The sequence below is a fragment of the Corallococcus sicarius genome (genome assembly GCF_003611735.1).
Classification (GTDB): Bacteria; Myxococcota; Myxococcia; order Myxococcales; family Myxococcaceae; genus Corallococcus; species Corallococcus sicarius.
In genome coordinates this window covers 26,596-44,598 of sequence record NZ_RAWG01000009.1, presented here as the reverse complement: position 1 = coordinate 44,598, position 18,003 = coordinate 26,596, and the positions used below count along the sequence as shown (strand labels likewise).

1 protein-coding gene (only partly in view) is annotated in these 18,003 nt (G+C 72.4%); it reads left to right on the top strand.

The genetic code is table 11. The annotated features are described in order from the left end of the window. Window positions 1-222 precede the first annotated feature (222 nt). A protein-coding gene (locus tag D7X12_RS02655) for a non-ribosomal peptide synthase/polyketide synthase (RefSeq protein WP_120623688.1) crosses the window boundary here: on the top strand, window positions 223-18,003 show its 5' portion. The gene runs 14,364 nt beyond the window's last position; only the first 17,781 of its 32,145 coding nucleotides appear in the window; its start codon is at window positions 223-225; its stop codon lies off the right edge, out of view.

Here is an 18,003-nt window from a genome sequence, read left to right as displayed (position 1 = left end):
CGGAAGGTGGGTGGGCCGGAGTCTTCACCCTGCGTGATACTCCGGCCTGTCTCACTCCGCACGGGTGTGGGTTCAGGATGCGAGCGTGTGTCGAAGCAATGGAACTTCCTGAGCTGGCTGAAATGATTCATCGGCGGAGCCGGGTCTCATGAGTCACTGAGGCTCACGCGGAAGGGCTGCTAAGAAGTGTCTCCGTTCCCGACACTTTGGATGGCTCCCCCCGTGCCTGACTTCTCGCGAACCCTTCCTGGCGTCTTGTTGAATCTCGCGGTGGGGCCCTCGGCCCATGCGCCGCTGTACACCTTCCTGGGCGAGGAGGCCGGCGAGGAGACGGTGCTCAGCGCGTTCGAACTGGACGCGCGAGCGCGGCGCATCGCGGCGGCGCTGCAGGCGCGGGGCGCGGTGGGCGAACGGGTGCTGCTGCTGTACCCGCCGGGCCTGGACTACGTAGCGGGCTTCTTCGGCTGCCTCTACGCGGGAGCGGTGGCGGTGCCGGCGTATCCGCCGGATCCGATGCGCCTGGAGCGCACCCTGCCCCGCCTGCGCGCCATCATCCAGGACGCGCAGGCGTCGGTGGTGCTCACGACGTCGGGCATCCTGGAGCTGTCGGACTTCGTCTTCGAGCAGGCGCCGGACTTCCGCGCGCTGCACTGGATGGCGACGGACGCCCTGGCGGAGGGCGGCGAGCGGGACTGGCGCACGCCGTCGGACGTGGGCGCGGAGTCGCTGGCGTTCCTCCAGTACACCTCCGGGAGCACGGGCACGCCCAAGGGCGTGATGCTCACGCACGCGAACCTGTTTCACAACCTGGGGCTCATCCACCACGCGTTCCAGGCGCGGGCGGACAGCGTGGGCGTCATCTGGCTGCCGCCGTACCACGACATGGGCCTCATCGGCGGCATCCTGGAGCCGCTGCACGGGGGCTTCCCGGTGACGCTGATGTCGCCCATGGCCTTCCTCAAGCGGCCCATGGCGTGGCTGGAGGCGGTGAGCCGCTTCGGGGGCACCATCAGCGGCGGCCCCAACTTCGCGTTCGACCTGTGCGTGAGGAAGAGCACGCCCGAGCAGCGACGGGCGTTGGACTTGAGCCGCTGGGAGGTCGCCTTCTGCGGCGCGGAGCCCATCCGTCCGGAGACGCTGGATCGCTTCATGGAGGCCTTCGGGCCGAGCGGCTTCCGGCGCGAGGCGTTCTATCCCTGCTACGGGCTGGCGGAAGGGACGCTCATCGTCTCCGGAGGCCAGAAGTCGGCGCCGCCGGTGTCGGTGACGATCTCCGGGAGCGCGCTGGAGCGCCACCGCGCGGAGGAAGCAGGCGCGGGCACACCGGGGGCACGGACGCTGGTGGGCTGCGGCCGGACGCTGCTGGAGCAGCGGATCGCCATCGTGGATCCGGACACGCTGGAGCGGCGCGCGCCCGGTGAGGTGGGCGAGGTGTGGGTGTCCGGCCCGAGCGTGGCGAAGGGTTACTGGGGCCGCGAGGACGTGACGCGCGAGACGTTCCAGGCGCGCATCGCGCATGAGGACTCGTTGCCCTACCTGCGCACGGGCGATCTGGGCTTCCTGCGGCCCGAGGGTGAGCTGTACGTCACCGGGCGGCGCAAGGACCTCATCATCCTGCGAGGCCGCAACCACTACCCCCAGGACCTGGAGCTGACGGTGGAGGCGGCCCACCCGGCGCTGCGGCCGGGGGGCAGCGCGGTGTTCGCGGTGGACGTGGGCGGTGAGGAGCGCGCGGTCGTCGTGCAGGAGATCGACGTGCGCCGGCTGGAGAGCCTGCGCCAGCAGTTCGAGGCGGTGGACGCCGCCCTCGGGTCCATCCGGCAGCGGCTGGCGGAGCTGCACGAGGTGCAGGCGCACGCGGTGGTGCTCATCGAGCCGGGCAGCCTGCCCAAGACGTCCAGCGGCAAGGTGCAGCGGTACGCGTGCCGGGCGGGCTTCCTCACCGGAACGTTGCAGGAGGTGAGGACGTGGCGGGAGGCACCGTCCGAGCCGCCGTCCGGCTTCGCCAGCTCCGAGGCGTCTCCTCCCCCAGGGCGGGACGCGACGGTCCCGGCCCTGGCATCCCCTGCGGTGCCGTCCGGAAGCGACGCGGCGGCGCCGCGCTCCGAGCAGGACCTGGTGGTGTGGCTGCGCGACCTGGTGGCCCGACACGTGCGCATGCGCCGTGAGGAGCTCGACGTCTCGGCGCCGGTGACGCGCTTCGGGTTGGACTCCCTGGGCGCGGTGGAGCTGGCGCACGCGGTGTCCTCGGGCACGGGGCTGAGCGTTCCCATGGAGTGGCTCCTCCAGGGCCCCAGCATCACGTCCCTGGCGCAGCGGCTGCTGGCCCTCCGGGGAGAAGCGGCCCCGGGCCCCAGCGCTCCGCGCCGTCGGGACGTGGAAGGCGCGCGGGAGGTGTCCTTCGCCCAGGCCGGCCTGTGGTTCCTGGACCGTTACGCTCCGGGCGATGCCACCTACAACCTCCCCGCGGCGGTGCGGCTGGAGGGCGCGCTGGACGTGGCCGCGCTGGAGGGCAGCCTCACGGCGCTCGCGGCCCGCCATGAAGCCCTGCGGACCTCCTTCCGGCAGGTGCAGGGAAGGCCGTCACAGGTCATCGCCCCGGACCTGACGCTGACGCTCGCGCGCGTGTCGCTGGAGTCCCTGCCGGCCCACGAACGGGAGGCCGAGGCCTCCCGCCTCGCCCACGAAGAAGCCCGCCGCCCGTTCGAGCTGGCGCGAGGCCCGCTGGTGCGCGCCACGCTCCTCACGCTGGATGCACGCACGCACGTCCTGGTGCTGGTCATGCACCACACCGTGTCCGACGCCACCTCCATGGCCGTGCTGGTGCGGGAGCTGCCCGCGCTCTACACGGCACGGCTCGAAGGCCGGCCGTCGCCCCTGCCCGCGCCGCCGCTGAGCTACGCGGACTACGCCGACTGGCAGCGCGAATGGATGGACGGGGCCCGGCTGGAGTCCCAGCTGGACTACTGGCGCCAGCAGCTCGGCGGCGCGCCCCGGCTGTTGGAGCTGGCCACGGATCGGCCGCGCCCCGCGGCTCGGGGAACGGCGGGCGCGCGGGTGCCCGTGGTGCTGGAGGCGGGACTCGCGGCGTCGGTGCGGGCGCTGGCGGTGCAGGAGGGCGTGACGCCCTTCATGGTGCTGCTCGCGGCCTTCCAGACGGTGCTCGCGCGCCGCGCGGGGCAGGACGACGTCAGCGTGGGCACGGCCACCGCGGGCCGGAGCCGCGCGGAGCTCCAGGGCCTGGTGGGCTTCTTCGTCAACGCGCTGGTGATGCGCACCCGGCTGTCCGGTGAGCCCACCTTCCGGGAGCTGCTGGGACGGGTGCGGCAGACGGCCCTGGGCGCGTACGCGCACCAGGACGTGCCCTTCGAGAAGGTCGTCGAGGCCCTCAAGCCTCCGCGCGATCGCGGACACACGCCGCTGTTCCAGGTGATGTTCAACCTCCAGGGCGCGCAGGTGGATCCGCCCGCGCTGCCGGGCCTCCAGTCGCGCCTGCTGGACGTGCACACCGGCACGGCCATGTTCGACCTGACGCTGTCGCTGGCCGAATCCGCTCACGGCTTCGAGGGCTTCCTGGAGTACGCCACCGACCTGTTCGACGCGGGCACCGCGACCCGGCTGGCCGGGCACCTGCGCGTGCTGCTGGACGCCGCGGTCCAGACGCCGGACGCCCCCGTCTTCCGGCTGCCCTGGCTCACGTCCGACGAGCGTGAGCAGGTGCTCGTCGCGTGGAACGACACCCTGCGCCCCTACCCCGCCGACAGCACCGTCGCGGCGCGGTTCGCGCTCCAGGCCGCGCGCACGCCGGAGTCCATCGCCGTGGAGGACGGGGAGGAACGGCTGACGTATGCGCAGCTCGACGCGCGGGCCAACCAGCTCGCGCATGTGCTCCGGGCCCATGGCGTGGGGCCGGACGTCCCGGTGGCGCTGTGCCTGGAGCGCTCCGTGGGCTTCGTCGTCACGGTGCTCGCCATCGTCAAGGCGGGCGGCGCCTACGTGCCGCTGGATGCGTCCTACCCCGCGCAGCGGCTGGGCTTCATGCTGGAGGACTCCCGGCCGCGCCTGCTGCTCACCACGCGCGAGCTGCGCGGACGGTTGCACGTCCCCGATGCGTCCCTGCCGTGCCTCTTCGTGGAGGAACTGACGCTGGAGGATCAGCCCTCCACCCCGCCGACCGTCGACGTGGGACCGCGCAACATCGCGTACGTCATCTTCACCTCCGGCAGCAGCGGTCGGCCCAAGGGCGTGGGCGTCGAGCAGCGCGGCCTGCTGCGACTCGTCCACGCGGAGCCGTACTCCGGCTATGGCTCGCGCGACACGTGGTTGCTCTTCGCGCCCGTGTCCTTCGACGGCTCCGTGCTGGAGCTGTGGACCCCGCTGCTTCACGGCAGCCGGCTCGTCATCTTCCCCGGCAAGGTGCCCGCCGGAGACATGGACACGCTCGCCCGGGTGGTGGAGCGCCACGGCGTCACCTTCGCCCACCTGCCCTCCGGCCTCTTCTCCCAGTTGATGGAGCACCGGCCGGACATCCTCGGGCGGCTGCGGGAGCTGCACGCGGGCGGCGACATCGTCTCCGTGCCGCATGTGCGCCGGGCGGTGGAGACGCTGGGAAGGCCCTTCACCAACGGCTACGGCCCCACCGAGTGCTCGGTGGTCGCCACCACCTTCACGGTGGAGCGGCCCGAGCAGGCCGGCGCATCGGTGCCCATCGGCGCGCCGCTCGCCAACACGACGGTGTACGTGCTGGACGCGCGGCGGGAGCCGGTGCCGGTGGGCGTGCCGGGCGAGCTGTACCTGGGCGGTGACGGCGTGGCCCGGGGCTACGTGTCGCGTCCGGACCTGACGGCGGAGCGCTTCGTGCCGGACGCGCATGGCGCGCTGCCCGGCGCGCGGCTGTACCGCACGGGAGACCTGGTCCGCTGGCTTCCCACCGGGGTGCTGGAGTTCCTGGGCCGCCTGGACGCCCAGGTGAAGGTGCGCGGCTTCCGCATCGAGCTGGCGGAGGTGGAGGCCGCGCTGCGCGACCAGCCCGAGGTCCAGGAGGCCGCGGCGGTGGTGCGCGAGGACGTGCCCGGGGACAAGCGGCTGGTCGTCTACGCGATGCCGCGTGCGGGGCAGACGCTGGAGCCGGCGCGGATGCGCGAGGCGCTGCGGCAGCGGCTGCCGGAGTACATGGTGCCGTCGGTGTTCGTGATGCTGCCCACCCTGCCCCTGAACCCCAGCGGCAAGGTGGACAGGAAGGCCCTGCCCGCGCCGGACGCCGCGTCCACCGGGCGGCAGGACCGCTTCGTGGAGCCCCTCCATCCGCTGGAGCAGCGGATCGCCCCCGTGTGGGCCCGTGAGCTGTCCACCGACCGGGTGGGCGTGCACGACCACCTCTTCGACGACCTGGGCGGCACGTCGCTGTCCGTGGTGCGCATCGCCGCGCGCCTGAGCGAGGAGCTGGGCCGCGACGTGCCCGTGGTGTGGCTCTTCGAACACCCCACCGTGGAGTCGCTCGCCCAGCGGCTGGAGCGCGAGTCGCAGGGCCCGGCGGCCACCGTCGCCCCCGCGCCCCGTGAGCTGGCGCCGAAGGCCCATGCCTCCTCGGGGGCCATCGCCATCATCGGCATGGCGGGCCGCTTCCCGGGTGCGAAGACGGTGGCGGACTTCTGGCAGAACCTGCGCGGGGGCGTGGAGTCGATCACCCACTTCGCCGCGGAGGAGCTGGAGCACATGCCCGGCCTGCCGGAGGGGCTGGAGCTGTGGCACCACCCGGCGTTCGTCCCGGCCGCTGGCGTCCTGGAGGACGTGGAGCAGTTCGACCATGCCTTCTTCAACATGTCCCTGCGGGAGGCCCAGTTCACGGATCCGCAGCAGCGCCTCTTCCTCCAGACGGCGTGGACCGCGCTGGAGGACGCGGGCCTGGATCCGGAGCGCTTCCCCGGCGCCATCGCGCTGTACGCGGGGGCCAGTGCGTCCGGCTACGCGGAGGCCGTGCGCCAGGCGATGCCGCTGGACGCGGCGTCCTTCCTGGAGCTTCAGGGCACCGCCACGCACGAGAGCCTGGCGACGAAGACGTCCTTCAAGCTGGGCCTGACGGGTGAGAGCACGCTCATCTACACCGCGTGCTCCACGGGCCTGGTCGCGGTGCACCTGGCCTGCAAGAGCCTCCGGGGCGGCGAATCCGACGTGGCGCTCGCGGGAGCCACGCGGCTCGCCGTGCCGCAGCGCACGGGCTACGTGCATCAGGAAGGGCTCATCTTCTCCCCGGACGGCCACTGCCGCGCGTTCGACGCGAAGGCGAAGGGCACGCTGTCCGGCAACGGCGTGGGCGCGGTGGTGCTCAAGCGCCTGGAGGACGCGGTGCGGGATGGCGACGCCATCTATGCCGTCATCCGGGGTTCGGCGCTCAACAACGACGGCCTGCACAAGTCCGGCTTCACCGCGCCCAGCGTGCGGGGACAGGCCGCCGTGGTGACGCAGGCCCTGGCCAACTCGGGCGTGTCGCCGGAGTCCATCGGCTACGTGGAGACCCACGGCACCGCGACGCCGCTGGGGGACCCGATTGAAGTGGCGGCCCTCACGCGCGCGTACGGCCTGGGGCCGGAGCACCAGGGCACCATCGCGCTGGCGTCGCTGAAGACGAACATCGGCCACCTGGACACGGCCGCGGGGCTGGCGGGCCTGATGAAGGCCGCGCTCGCGCTGCACCACGGAGAGATCCCGCCCAGCCTCCACTTCGAGCAGCCCAACCCGCAGATCGACTTCGCGGCGGGCCCGTTCTTCGTCAACACCACCCTGCGGCCGTGGCCCCGGAGCCAGAAGCCCCGCTTCGCCGCGGTCAGCTCCTTCGGCATCGGTGGCACCAACGCCCACGCCGTCCTCGGGGAAGCGCCCCTGCGGCGGAGCGGTCCCACGTCGCGCTCCCACCAGCTGATCCTGCTGTCCGCGCGCACGCCCGAAGCGCTGGAGGCGGCGGCGCGGCGGTTGGAGGTGCACCTGCGCTCCGGAATGGAGGCCCCGTCCCTGGCGGACCTGGCCTTCACGCACGCCCTGGGCCGCAAGGTGTTCGAGTTCCGCAAGGCGCTGGTGGCGAAGGACGTGGAGGATCTGGCGCGGCAGTTGAGCAAGCCGGTGGCGGCGGTGAAGGGTCCGCCGCGCGAGCCGCGCGTGGCGTTCGTGTTCTCCGGTCAGGGCGCGCAGCAGGTCGCCATGGGCCGCGAGCTGGCTGGGGCAGTGCCGGGGTTTCGCGCGCACCTGGACGCGTGCCTCGCGTTGCTGGAGGCGCCGCTGCGCGAGCGGGTGTCCAGGCTGCTGGCGCCCCAGGCTGGCGCGGAGGCGGAGGCCGCGGCGGACCTGGCGGACACGCGGGTGGCGCTGCCCGCGCTGTTCAGCGTGCAGGTGTCGCTGGCCGGGCTGTGGCGGGACCTGGGGGTGACGCCGCACGCGGTGCTGGGGCACAGCTTTGGTGAATACGCGGCGGCGTGTGTCGCGGGCGTGCTGTCCGTGGAGGACGCCATGCGCCTCGCGGTCGCGCGCGGCGAGCGGATGCACCACCTGCCTCCGGGGGCGATGCTCGCGGTGGCGCTGCCCCAGGCGCAGGTGCTGCCGCTGCTGTCGGAGCGGCTGTCTGTCGCGGCGATCAACGCACCGGACCGGTGCGTGGTGTCCGGTCCCGTGGACGCGGTGGAGGCGCTGGAGGCGGAGCTGCGCCAGCGCAAGGCGGGGGCGGTGCGCATGCCCGCGCCGCACGCGTTCCACTCGGCGGACGTGGAGCCGCTGATGCCGGAGCTGGCGCGGGTGGTGGCCTCCCTGCGGCGTTCGGAGCCGACGGTGCGGTACGTGTCCGGCCTCACCGGCACGCTGGCGCGGCCGGGGCAGCTTGCGGCGCCGGAGTACTGGGCGGAGCAGATGCGCCAGCCGGTGCGCTTCAGCGACGCGGTGGGCGCGCTCCAGGAAGAGGGCTGCGCGGTGCTGCTGGAGGTGGGGCCCGGGCAGGACCTGACGCCGCTGATCCGCTCGAACCTGTCCACGGGCGGCGACCGCGTCCGGGCGTTGGCGTCGCTGCGCCGGGGTGGGACGACGACGGAGCAGCAGTCCTGGCTCCAGGCCGTGGGCGAGCTGTGGACCGCGGGCGTCCGGGTGGACTGGACCGCGCTCTACGCGCACGAGCAGCGCCTGCGCTTGCGCCTGCCGACGTACGTGTTCCAGGAGAAGGCCGCGTGGGTGGAGCCGCGCGCCCGCGCCCTGCCGAACCACTTCATGGCCCCTGCGGTACAGCGTGCCGTCCAGGCGCCGGCTCCGGACGTGGCCGCGCCGGTGCCCGGGACGGCTCCTGTCCCAGCGGGTGCCAGGGTGGACGACGCGCGGCCGGTCTCCGCGACGAGCACGGGCACGGGTGCGGCGCCGGCGCCGTCCTCGCTGCCCACGGCCGGCGTGCGTCCCCTGATGCCGGGCCTCACCGCGCACACGGCCTCCGCCGCCGTGGTCCCCGCCCCCGTTCCCCCGGGCCGTGAGGACGCACCGCGCGGCGAGTTGGAAGAGCGCGTGGCCGCGCTGTGGCGCGAGCGCCTGGGCATGGACTTCGTGGGCCGCGACGACAACTTCCTCGAAATTGGAGGCAACTCGCTGACGGCCGCCCAGCTCCTCAACCAGCTGCGGGACACGTTCGGCGTGCAGTTGCCGCTGGCCGCGCTCTTCGAGGCCCCCACCATCGCGGGCATCGCCCAGCGCCTGGAGCCGATGCTGCTCCTGGCTCCCCAGGCCCCCGTCTCCACCGAGCTGCCGCTGGTGCCCCGGCCCCGCACGGAGGCGCTGCCCCTGTCCTTCGTACAGGAGCGCGTCTGGCGCCTGGAGCAGCACCTGCCCGGCCTGTCCGCGTACACCATCCCGTTCGTGCTGCGGCTCGAAGGTGTCGTGGACGCGGACGTGCTGGAGCGCGGCATCCAGGAGATCGTCCAGCGCCACGAAGCCCTGCGCACCACGTACGACGTGGTGGATGGCCGCCCCGTGCAGCGCTTCCACGCCCATCTTCGCGTCCCGCTCACGCGGATGGAGCTCCACGGCCCACCGGAGACGCGCGAAGCCGAAGCCCTGCGCTTCGCCCGCGAGGACGCGGCGAAGCCGTTCGACCTGGTCCACGGCCCCGTGATGCGCGCGACGCTCGTGCGCCTGGAGGCCCGGCACCACCTGCTGGTGGCCGGCATCCACCACATCGTCTGCGACACGATCTCCATCGCGCTCTTCGTCCAGGAGCTGGGCCAGCTCTACGACGCCTTCCTCCAGGGGCGCCCGTCTCCCCTGCCCCCGCTGCCCCTCCAGTACGCGGACTTCGGTGCGTGGCAGCGTCAGAGCATCGCGGAGGCGCGCCTGCCCGAACAGGAGCAGTGGTGGCGTCAGCGGCTCGCCGCCATGCCCCGGCAGATCGACCTGCCCACCGATCGGCCAAGGCCGGCGACCAGCCCGCTCACCTCCGCGCGGCTGGATGTGGAGTTCCCGGAGACGCTCGCCCTGGAGCTGTCCGCCTTCGCCCGGCGCGAGGGCTTCACCGGGTACATGACCGTGCTCGCGGCGTGGCAGACGCTGCTGCACCGCTACAGCGGTCAGTCGGACCTCATCGTCGGCACGCCCATCGCGAACCGCACCCGGTCGGAGCTGTTCCCGCTCATCGGCTACGTGGCGCACTCGGCCGCGTTCCGCACCCGCTTCGTGGGCGCCCCGACCTTCCGCGAACTGCTCGCCCAGATTAGCGAAGAGGTGAACGACGCCCAGGCGCGGCCGGACGTGCCGTTCGAGTACCTGGTGGAAGCGCTCATCCCGGGCAAGGACATTGGCAGGGGCCGCATGGCCGACTCCGTGTTCGTCTTCCACTCCGGAGCCAGCGCGGGCGCGACGACGCTGGAGCTCACCGGCCTGCGCGGCTCGCTGGTGGACGTCCCCGGCACGCCCGTGCAGTGGGGCGCCACGCTGTCGGACCTGACGCTGGTGCTCTTCGAGTCCGCCGGCCGCCTCCACGGCGCGCTGGAGTACGCGACGGAGCTGTTCGACCCGGGCACCGCTAAGCGCCTGATGGAGCACTTCCAGGTGCTGCTGTCGGCCGCGCTCGCCAACCCCGACACCCAGGTCTCCCACCTGCCGCTGGCCACGGAGGCCGAGCGGCGCGCATGGCCGCACCCCCGCGCCCTGTCCGGCTCCCCGTCCGTGCCCGCGCTCCTCGCGCACCGGCGCGCGCGGCAGGCGGACACCGTCGCCGTGTCGCGTGGTGACGCGCACTGGACCTGGGCCCAGCTGGGCGCCCGGGCAGGCACCCTGGCCTCGCGGCTGAAGTCGCTCGGAGTGGGGGCCGGGGCGCCCGTGGCGGTGAGCCTGCGCCCCTCGCCGGAGAAGCTGGCCGTGCTCTGGGGAGTGCTGGAAGCCGGCGGCGCGGGCCTGGCGCTGGGGCCCTCCGAGCTGGGCGTCCTGCCGGGCTACGCGCCCGAAGGCGCCCGTGTGCCGGTGCTCGTCACCTCGCGCGACCTCGTCACCTCCGTGCGCGTGGACGCGTCGCGCGTGCTGTACGTGGAAGACGTCCTTGCGTCCGAGGAGCCCGCGAGCACGCTTGCGGAGGCCGCGAACGCGGACACGCTGGCGTGGCTGCTGCCCCGGGGGTCGGGACAGCCCGCGTGGGCGTTGGCCCACCAGGAGCTGGCGGAGTTCTTCGTCGGTCTGGATGCACGGCTGTCCCCCTCCGAGGGGAGCGCGTGGCTGGCCGCGGGCGAGTCCGCGCCGGACCGGCCGGACCTGGAGGCGCTCTGGGCGCTGTCCCGAGGCCTGCGCGTGGTGTTCCCACCGGAGCAGGTGACGGCGCGGCTGGTGAGCCTGGGGGGCGGCGGTCCCCGCGCGAAGGCGATGGAGCTGAGCCTCATCTACTTCGCCAACGACGAGGACTCGATCACCGGGCCCAAGTACGAGCTGTTGTTGGAGGGCGCGAAGTTCGCGGACGCGAACGGCTTCTCCGCCGTGTGGACGCCGGAGCGGCACTTCCACTCCTTCGGTGGCCTCTACCCGCAGCCGGCGGTGATCTCCGCCGCGCTCGCCGCCGTCACGAAGAACCTGCGCCTGCGCTCCGGCAGCGTGGTGCTGCCGCTGCATGATCCGCTGCTCATCGCGGAGCAGTGGTCCGTGGTGGACAACGTGTCGCAGGGCCGCGTGGGCCTGTCGGTGGCCACGGGCTGGCACGTCCACGACTTCACCTTCGCGCCGGCCAACTACGAGAACCGGCGAGACATCCTCCTGCAGAACCTGAAGACGCTGCGCGCGCTGTGGCGCGGCGAGAAGGTGACGCGGCCCGCGGGCGGGGGCACGACGGTGGAGCTGTCGCTGCGGCCCAAGCCGGTGCAGAAGGAGCTGCCGGTGTGGCTCACCGCGACGGTGAACCCGGAGACCTTCCGGCTGGCGGGCGAGCTGGGCGCGGGCGTGCTGACGGGCCTGATGTCGCACTCGCTGGAGGAGCTGAAGTCGAAGGTGGCCCTCTACCGCGACGCGTGGCGCCGCAACGGCCACCCGGGCCGTGGCCACATCACCTGCATGCTGCACACGTACCTGGGCGACGAGGAGCAGGAGGTGCTGCGCACGGTGCGCCAGCCGCTGCTCGACTACTTCCGCAGCTCGGCGGACATCTCCACGTCCCTGCTGCTGGCGCAGGGCTACCAGGGTGAGATCAGCAAGCTGTCCCCGGACGACATCAACGCGCTGCTGGAGCACACCTTCGAGCACCACGCGAAGACGACGGGCCTCATCGGCACGGTGGAGAGCGGGCTGGCCCGTCTGCGCGAGGTGCGCGAGGCGGACGTGGACGAAGTGGCGGCGCTGCTCGACTTCGGCCTCGAAACGCCGGTGGTGCTGGAGGGCCTGCGCCGGCTGGCCACGGTGCGCGAACGGCTGGACGCGGAGGGCGCCGCCCGCCAGGAGCAGGTGTTGGTGGAGGGCGAACAGGGGGTGGAGGGGCTCCTCGCGCTGGCGCGTCAGTCCGGCGCGGTGCTGATGCACACGTCGGCCCGGCTCGCGCGTTCACTGGCCGACCTGCCCGGGGCCCGTGGGTCGCTGGGCGCGGTGGGCGCGCTGGTGCTGGAGGACGCCTCGGCGGAGCTGGCCTCGGCGCTGCACCGTGCCGCGGGGGTGGAGGTGCTCCTGTCCGGAGGCAGCGGTGACGGAGCACTCCTGCCCCGCTCGCCGGACGAGCGCGTCCCGGAGAGCCTCCAGGCCTGGGTGTTGGACACGGCGGGCCAGCCCGTCCCCGAGGGCGTGGTGGGAGAGCTGGCCCTGTCCGGGGCCGGGCTCCCCGGTGGCCTGTGGAAGGCCGAGGAGGAGGAGCGTCAGCGCTGGGTCCCGCATCCGCTGGAGGGTTCCGCGCGGCTGTTGCGCACGGGCCGTCATGTGCGGCTGCGCGCGGAGGGTCGGGTGGAGCCGGTGACGCTGCGCCTGCCCGTGGCGCGTCCGCGCACGGAAGCGCCCGCGCGTCCCGGGGTGAGCCCGGCTGTTCCCAGCGGGCCGCCGCCCATCCCGAAGGCCGCCCGGAACCCGCCGCCGCCGCTGTCGTTCGCGCAGCAGCGGCTCTGGTACCTCCAGCAGTTGGATCCTTCGAGCAGCGCGTACAACAACGGGTCCACCTTCCGCCTCACGGGCGAGCTGGACACCGCGGCGCTCCAGGCGGCGCTGGACACGCTGGTGGCCCGGCACGAGGTGCTGCGCACGACGTACGCCCTGCGCAACGACCGCGCGGTGCAGCTCGTCCACCCGGCGCGGGGCCTGCCCCTGCCGTTGGTGGAGGCGACCGGAGCGACGCCCGAGGCCCGCGAAGCGGAGATGGTGCGGCTGTGCCAGGGGTTCATCACCCTCCCCTTCGACCTGGAGAAGGTCGTCCTCCGCGCGTGGCTCGTGCGCGTGGAGCCCCAGGTGCACGTGCTGGCGCTGGTGCTGCACCACGCGGTGTCCGACGCCTGGTGCACGATGGTGCTCGCGCGCGAACTGACGGTGCTCTACGCGAGCTTCAACGCGGGCCAGCCGTCCCCCCTGCCGCCGCTGCCGGTGCAGTACGCCGACTACGCGGTGTGGCAGCGCCAGTGGCTGGAAGGCGCCGTGATGGAGGAGCAGGTCGCGTGGTGGAAGCAGCAACTGCGCGGGGCGCCCACGCTGGAGCTGCCCACGGACAGGCAGCGTCCGGCGATGCAGTCCTTCGAGGGCGCGCTGTATCGCTTCCAGCTCCCGGCGGACGTGGCGGAGCCGCTGCTGGCGCTCGGCCGCAAGCAGGGCGCCACGTCGTTCATGGTGATGATGGCGCTCTTCCAGACGCTGCTGTCGCGCTACGCGGGCCAGGAGGACTTCGTGGTGGGAACGCCCATCGCGGGCCGCACGCGTCCCGAGGTGGAGGGCCTGATTGGCTGCTTCGTCAACACGTTGGCCTTCCGCACGCGGTTGGAGGGGACGCCGTCCTTCGGTGAGCTGCTGGGCCGGGTGCGCACCCAGGCACTGGAGGCCTACGCGCGCCAGGACGCGCCGTTCGAGCGCATCCTGGACACGCTGAGCCTTCCGCGCGACCTGAGCCGCACGCCGCTGTACCAGGTCGTCCTCAACGTGCTCAACACGCCGGAGGCCAAGGCCCAGCTGCCGTCGCTGGAGCTGACCCCGGTGGAGGTCGCCACGGGCACGTCCAAGTTCGACCTGGCCCTGGAGATCTGGGAGAACCGCGCGGGCATCACCTGCCGCTTCGAGTACGCCACCGCCCTCTTCGACGAGGCGACCGTGGCCCGGATGGCGGAGCACCTCCTGGAGCTCGCGCGTCAGGTCACCGCGAATCCGGAGGCGCCGCTCGCGCACCTGCCCTTGATGGGCGAGGCGGAGCAGAAGCAGGTGCTGGTGGCGTGGAACGCGACGGACGGCAAGTACCCGCGAGACGCGAGCATTCAAGACCTCTTCATGGCGCAGGCCGCGCAACGGCCCGACGCGGTGGCGCTGGAGTTCGGGGACACGCGGCTGACGTACGCGGAGCTGGATGCGCGCACGAACCAGGGGGCGCACCTGCTGCGCCAGCACGGCGTGGGGCCGGACGTCCTGGTGGCCGTGTGCCTGGATCGCTCGGTGGAGCTCATCGTCTCGCTGCTGAGCATCCTCAAGGCAGGCGGCGCGTACCTGCCGCTGGATGCCGCGTACCCGGCGCAGCGACTGGCCGCGATGCTGGAGGATGCGCCGCCGAAGCTGCTGCTGACGACGCGAGAGGTGCGCGCGAAGCTGGCCGTGGACGACGCCCTGCCCTGCCTCTTCGTGGAGGAGCTGCGTCTGGAGGAACAGCCGACGACGCCCGTGCACGCGGGGACGCACGCGCGCCACCTGGCCTACGTGGACTTCACGTCCGGAAGCACGGGCCGCCCCAAGGGCGTGGCGGTGGAGCACCGGGGCGTGCTGCGCCTCTTGCACCACGCGCCGTACGCGAAGCTGGGCCCGGATGAGACGTTCCTGCTCATGGCGCCCATCTCCTTCGACGCTTCCACGTTCGAGGTCTGGGCCCCGTTGCTCTTCGGTGGGCGCCTCGTCGTCTTCCCGGCCAGCCCACCCTCGGACCTGGAGTTGCTGGCGAGCACGATCCAGCGGCACGGCGTCACCACGCTGTGGCTGACGGTGGGATTCTTCGTCCAGGTGGTGGATCTGAAGCCCGAAGTCCTCAAGGGCGTGCGGCAGGTCCTCACGGGCGGCGACGTCATCCCTGCGCCGCAGGTGCGCCGTGTGGTGCAGGAGTTGGGCATCCCCGTCACGGCCTGCTACGGCCCCACGGAGACCACCGTCTTCGCCTCTGCGCACCGCATGACGGACGTGGCCCAGGTGGGCACCTCCATCCCCCTCGGCCGGCCCATCAACGCCACGCAGCTCTACGTGCTGGACAGGCACGGCCAGCCGGTGCCCGCGGGCGTCTCTGGCGAGCTGTTCATCGGCGGTGATGGCCTGGCGCGCGGCTACCTGTCGCGCCCGAACCTGACGGCCGAGCGCTTCGTCCCGAACCCCTTCGCCACGACGCCCGGAGAGCGCCTCTACCGCACCGGGGACGTGGCGCGGTGGAAGCCGGACGGGGTGCTGGAGTTCGTGGGCCGAGCGGACGCGCAAGTGAAGGTGCGCGGCTACCGCATCGAACTGGCCGAAGTGGAAGCCGCGCTGTTGGCCCACCCGGACGTGCGGGAAGCCGTGGCGCTGGTGCGCGAGGAGACGCCCGGCGACAAGCGGCTCACCGCCTGGTTCGTCGCGAGCCCGGAGCTGGACGTGGGCGCGCTGCGCGGCTTCCTGGCGCAGCGACTGCCGGAGTACATGCTGCCGTCGGCGCTGGTGCCGCGTGAAGCGCTGCCGCTGACGCCCAATGGCAAGGTGGACCGCAAGGCGCTGCTGGCGATGGAAGTCGCGCAGCCCGCGACGAGCGTCTACGAAGCCCCCGTGACGCCCACGGAGGTGGCCCTGGCCTCGGTCTGGGCGGAGCTGTTGCGCGTCCCCCGGGTGGGACGTCATGACAACTTCTTCGATCTGGGCGGCCAGTCCCTGCTGGCCATGGGGGTGATGGCCCGCCTGCGGAACCAGTTCGGAGTGGAGCTGCCCCTCCGCGCCTTGTTCGAGAAGCCCACGATCGCGGCGCTCGCTGTGCTGATCGACTCGCTCGGGGGCGTCAATGGAGCCGCGGCGGCACCGAACGCACTGGTCCGAGCGAAGCGCCCGGACGCCCTGCCGCTTTCCTTCGCGCAGCAGCGACTGTGGTTCATCGACCAGTTGGAGCCGGGCAGCAGCCTCTACAACATCCCCGTCGGCTTGACGTTCAGCGGCGCGCTGGACGTAGGGGCCCTGCGCGCAAGCCTGGATGCGTTGATGGCGCGGCATGAAGCGCTGCGCACCACGTTCCACGCGAAGGACGGGAAGCCCATCCAGGTCATCCACGCGGACCTCCGCGTGCCGTTCGACACGGTGGACCTGACGGACGTGCGGGATGCGGAGTCGCGGCAGGCGGAAGCCCTGCGGTTGCGGACGCAAGAAGCCCGCCGTCCGTTCAGCTTGAGTGAGGGGCCGCTGATGCGCGCCCTGTTGCTGAAGCTTGGCGCGGAAGAGCACCAGTTGATGCTGAACACGCACCACATCGTGTCCGACGGCTGGTCCCTGGGCGTGCTGGTGCGTGAAATCAACGCCTTCTATCTGGCCTTCCACCACGGCCGGACCCCTGCCCTGCCAGCGCTGCGCGTGCAGTACGCGGACTTCGCGTTGTGGCAGCGCGACTGGCTCCAGGGACAGCGGCTGGAGTCACAGCTGTCCTGGTGGAAGGACACGCTGGCGGGAGCCTCCGGGGTCCTGGAGCTGCCCACGGACAAGCCCCGTCCCACCGTCCTCACCTCGGAGGGCGCGACGATGCAGGTGCGCATCCCCCTGGCCCTGAGTGAGCAGGTGGAGGCCTTCGCGAGGCGGGAGAACGTCACACCGTTCATGGTGTGGTTGGCGGCCCTCCAGACGTTGCTGCACCGGTACTCCGGACAGGACGACGTGCTGGTGGGCTCGCCCGTCGCGAACCGTCATCACGCGGAGACGGAGGGCCTCATCGGCTTCTTCGTCAACACGCTGGTGCTGCGCACCCGCTTCGACGAGGTGCGCACGTTCCGGGAGCTGCTGGCCCAGGTGCGCACCACGACGCTGGGCGCGCAGGATCACCAGGACGTCCCGTTCGAGAAGCTGGTGGAGGAGCTGCATCCGGCACGAGACCTGAGCCGCACGCCGTTCTTCCAGGTCCTCTTCGCGCTCCAGAACGCGCCACTGCCGGCGCTGACCCTGTCCGGCGTGACCATGAGGGTGCTGGATACGGACTCGGCAAGCACCCGCTTCGATCTGGAGCTGTCGCTGTTCCGCAACCCGGGGGGCTTCGAGGGCGTGCTGCTCTACCGCACGTCCCTCTTCGAGTCCGCCACGGTGGCTCGCATGATGCGCCACCTGGAGGTGCTGCTCGGAGCGCTGGTCTCCGAACCCGGAGCGCCGCTCGCGCACCTGCCCTTGATGGGCGAGGCGGAGCGGAAGCAGGTGCTGGTGGCGTGGAACGCGACGGACGGCGAGTACCCGCGCGACGCGAGCATTCAAGACCTCTTCATGGCGCAGGCCGCGCAACGGCCCGACGCGGTGGCGCTGGAGTTCGGGGACACGCGGCTGACGTACGCGGAGCTGGATGCGCGCACGAACCAGGGGGCGCACCTGCTGCGAGGGCACGGCGTGGGCCCGGACGTCCTGGTGGCCGTGTGCCTGGATCGCTCCATCGAGTTGGTTGTCTCCCTGCTCGCCATCCTCAAGGCCGGCGGCGCGTACCTGCCGCTGGATGCCGCGTACCCGGCGCAGCGACTGGCCGCGATGCTGGAGGACGCGCCGCCGAAGCTGCTGCTCACCACGCGCGCGATCCGCTCGGCCCTTCCCGTGGAAGAGGCCCTGCTGTCTCTCTTCGTGGAGGAGCTGGGGCTGGAGGATCAGCCCACGACGCCCGTGCATGCGGGGACACACGCGCGACACCTGGCCTACGTGGACTTCACCTCCGGAAGCACCGGCCGCCCCAAGGGCGTGGCGGTGGAACACCAGGGCGTGCTGCGCCTCTTGCACCACGCGCCGTACGCGAAGCTGGGGCCGGATGAGACGTTCCTGCTCATCGCGCCCATCTCCTTCGACGCTTCCACGTTGGAGGTCTGGGGCCCGCTGCTCTTCGGCGGCCGGCTCGTCGTCTTCCCGGCCAGCTCGCCTTCGGACCTGGAGCTGCTGGCGAGCACCCTCCAGCGGCACGGCGTCACCACGCTGCACCTGACGGCGGGCCTCTTCGCCCAGGTGGTGGACCTGAAGCCCGAAGCCCTCAAGGGCGTGCGGCAGGTCCTCACGGGTGGCGACGTCGTGCCGGCGCCGCAGGTGCGCCGCGTGGTGCAGGAGTTGGGCATCCCCGTCACGGCTTGCTACGGCCCGACGGAGACCACCGTCTTCGCCTCCACGCACCGCATGGCG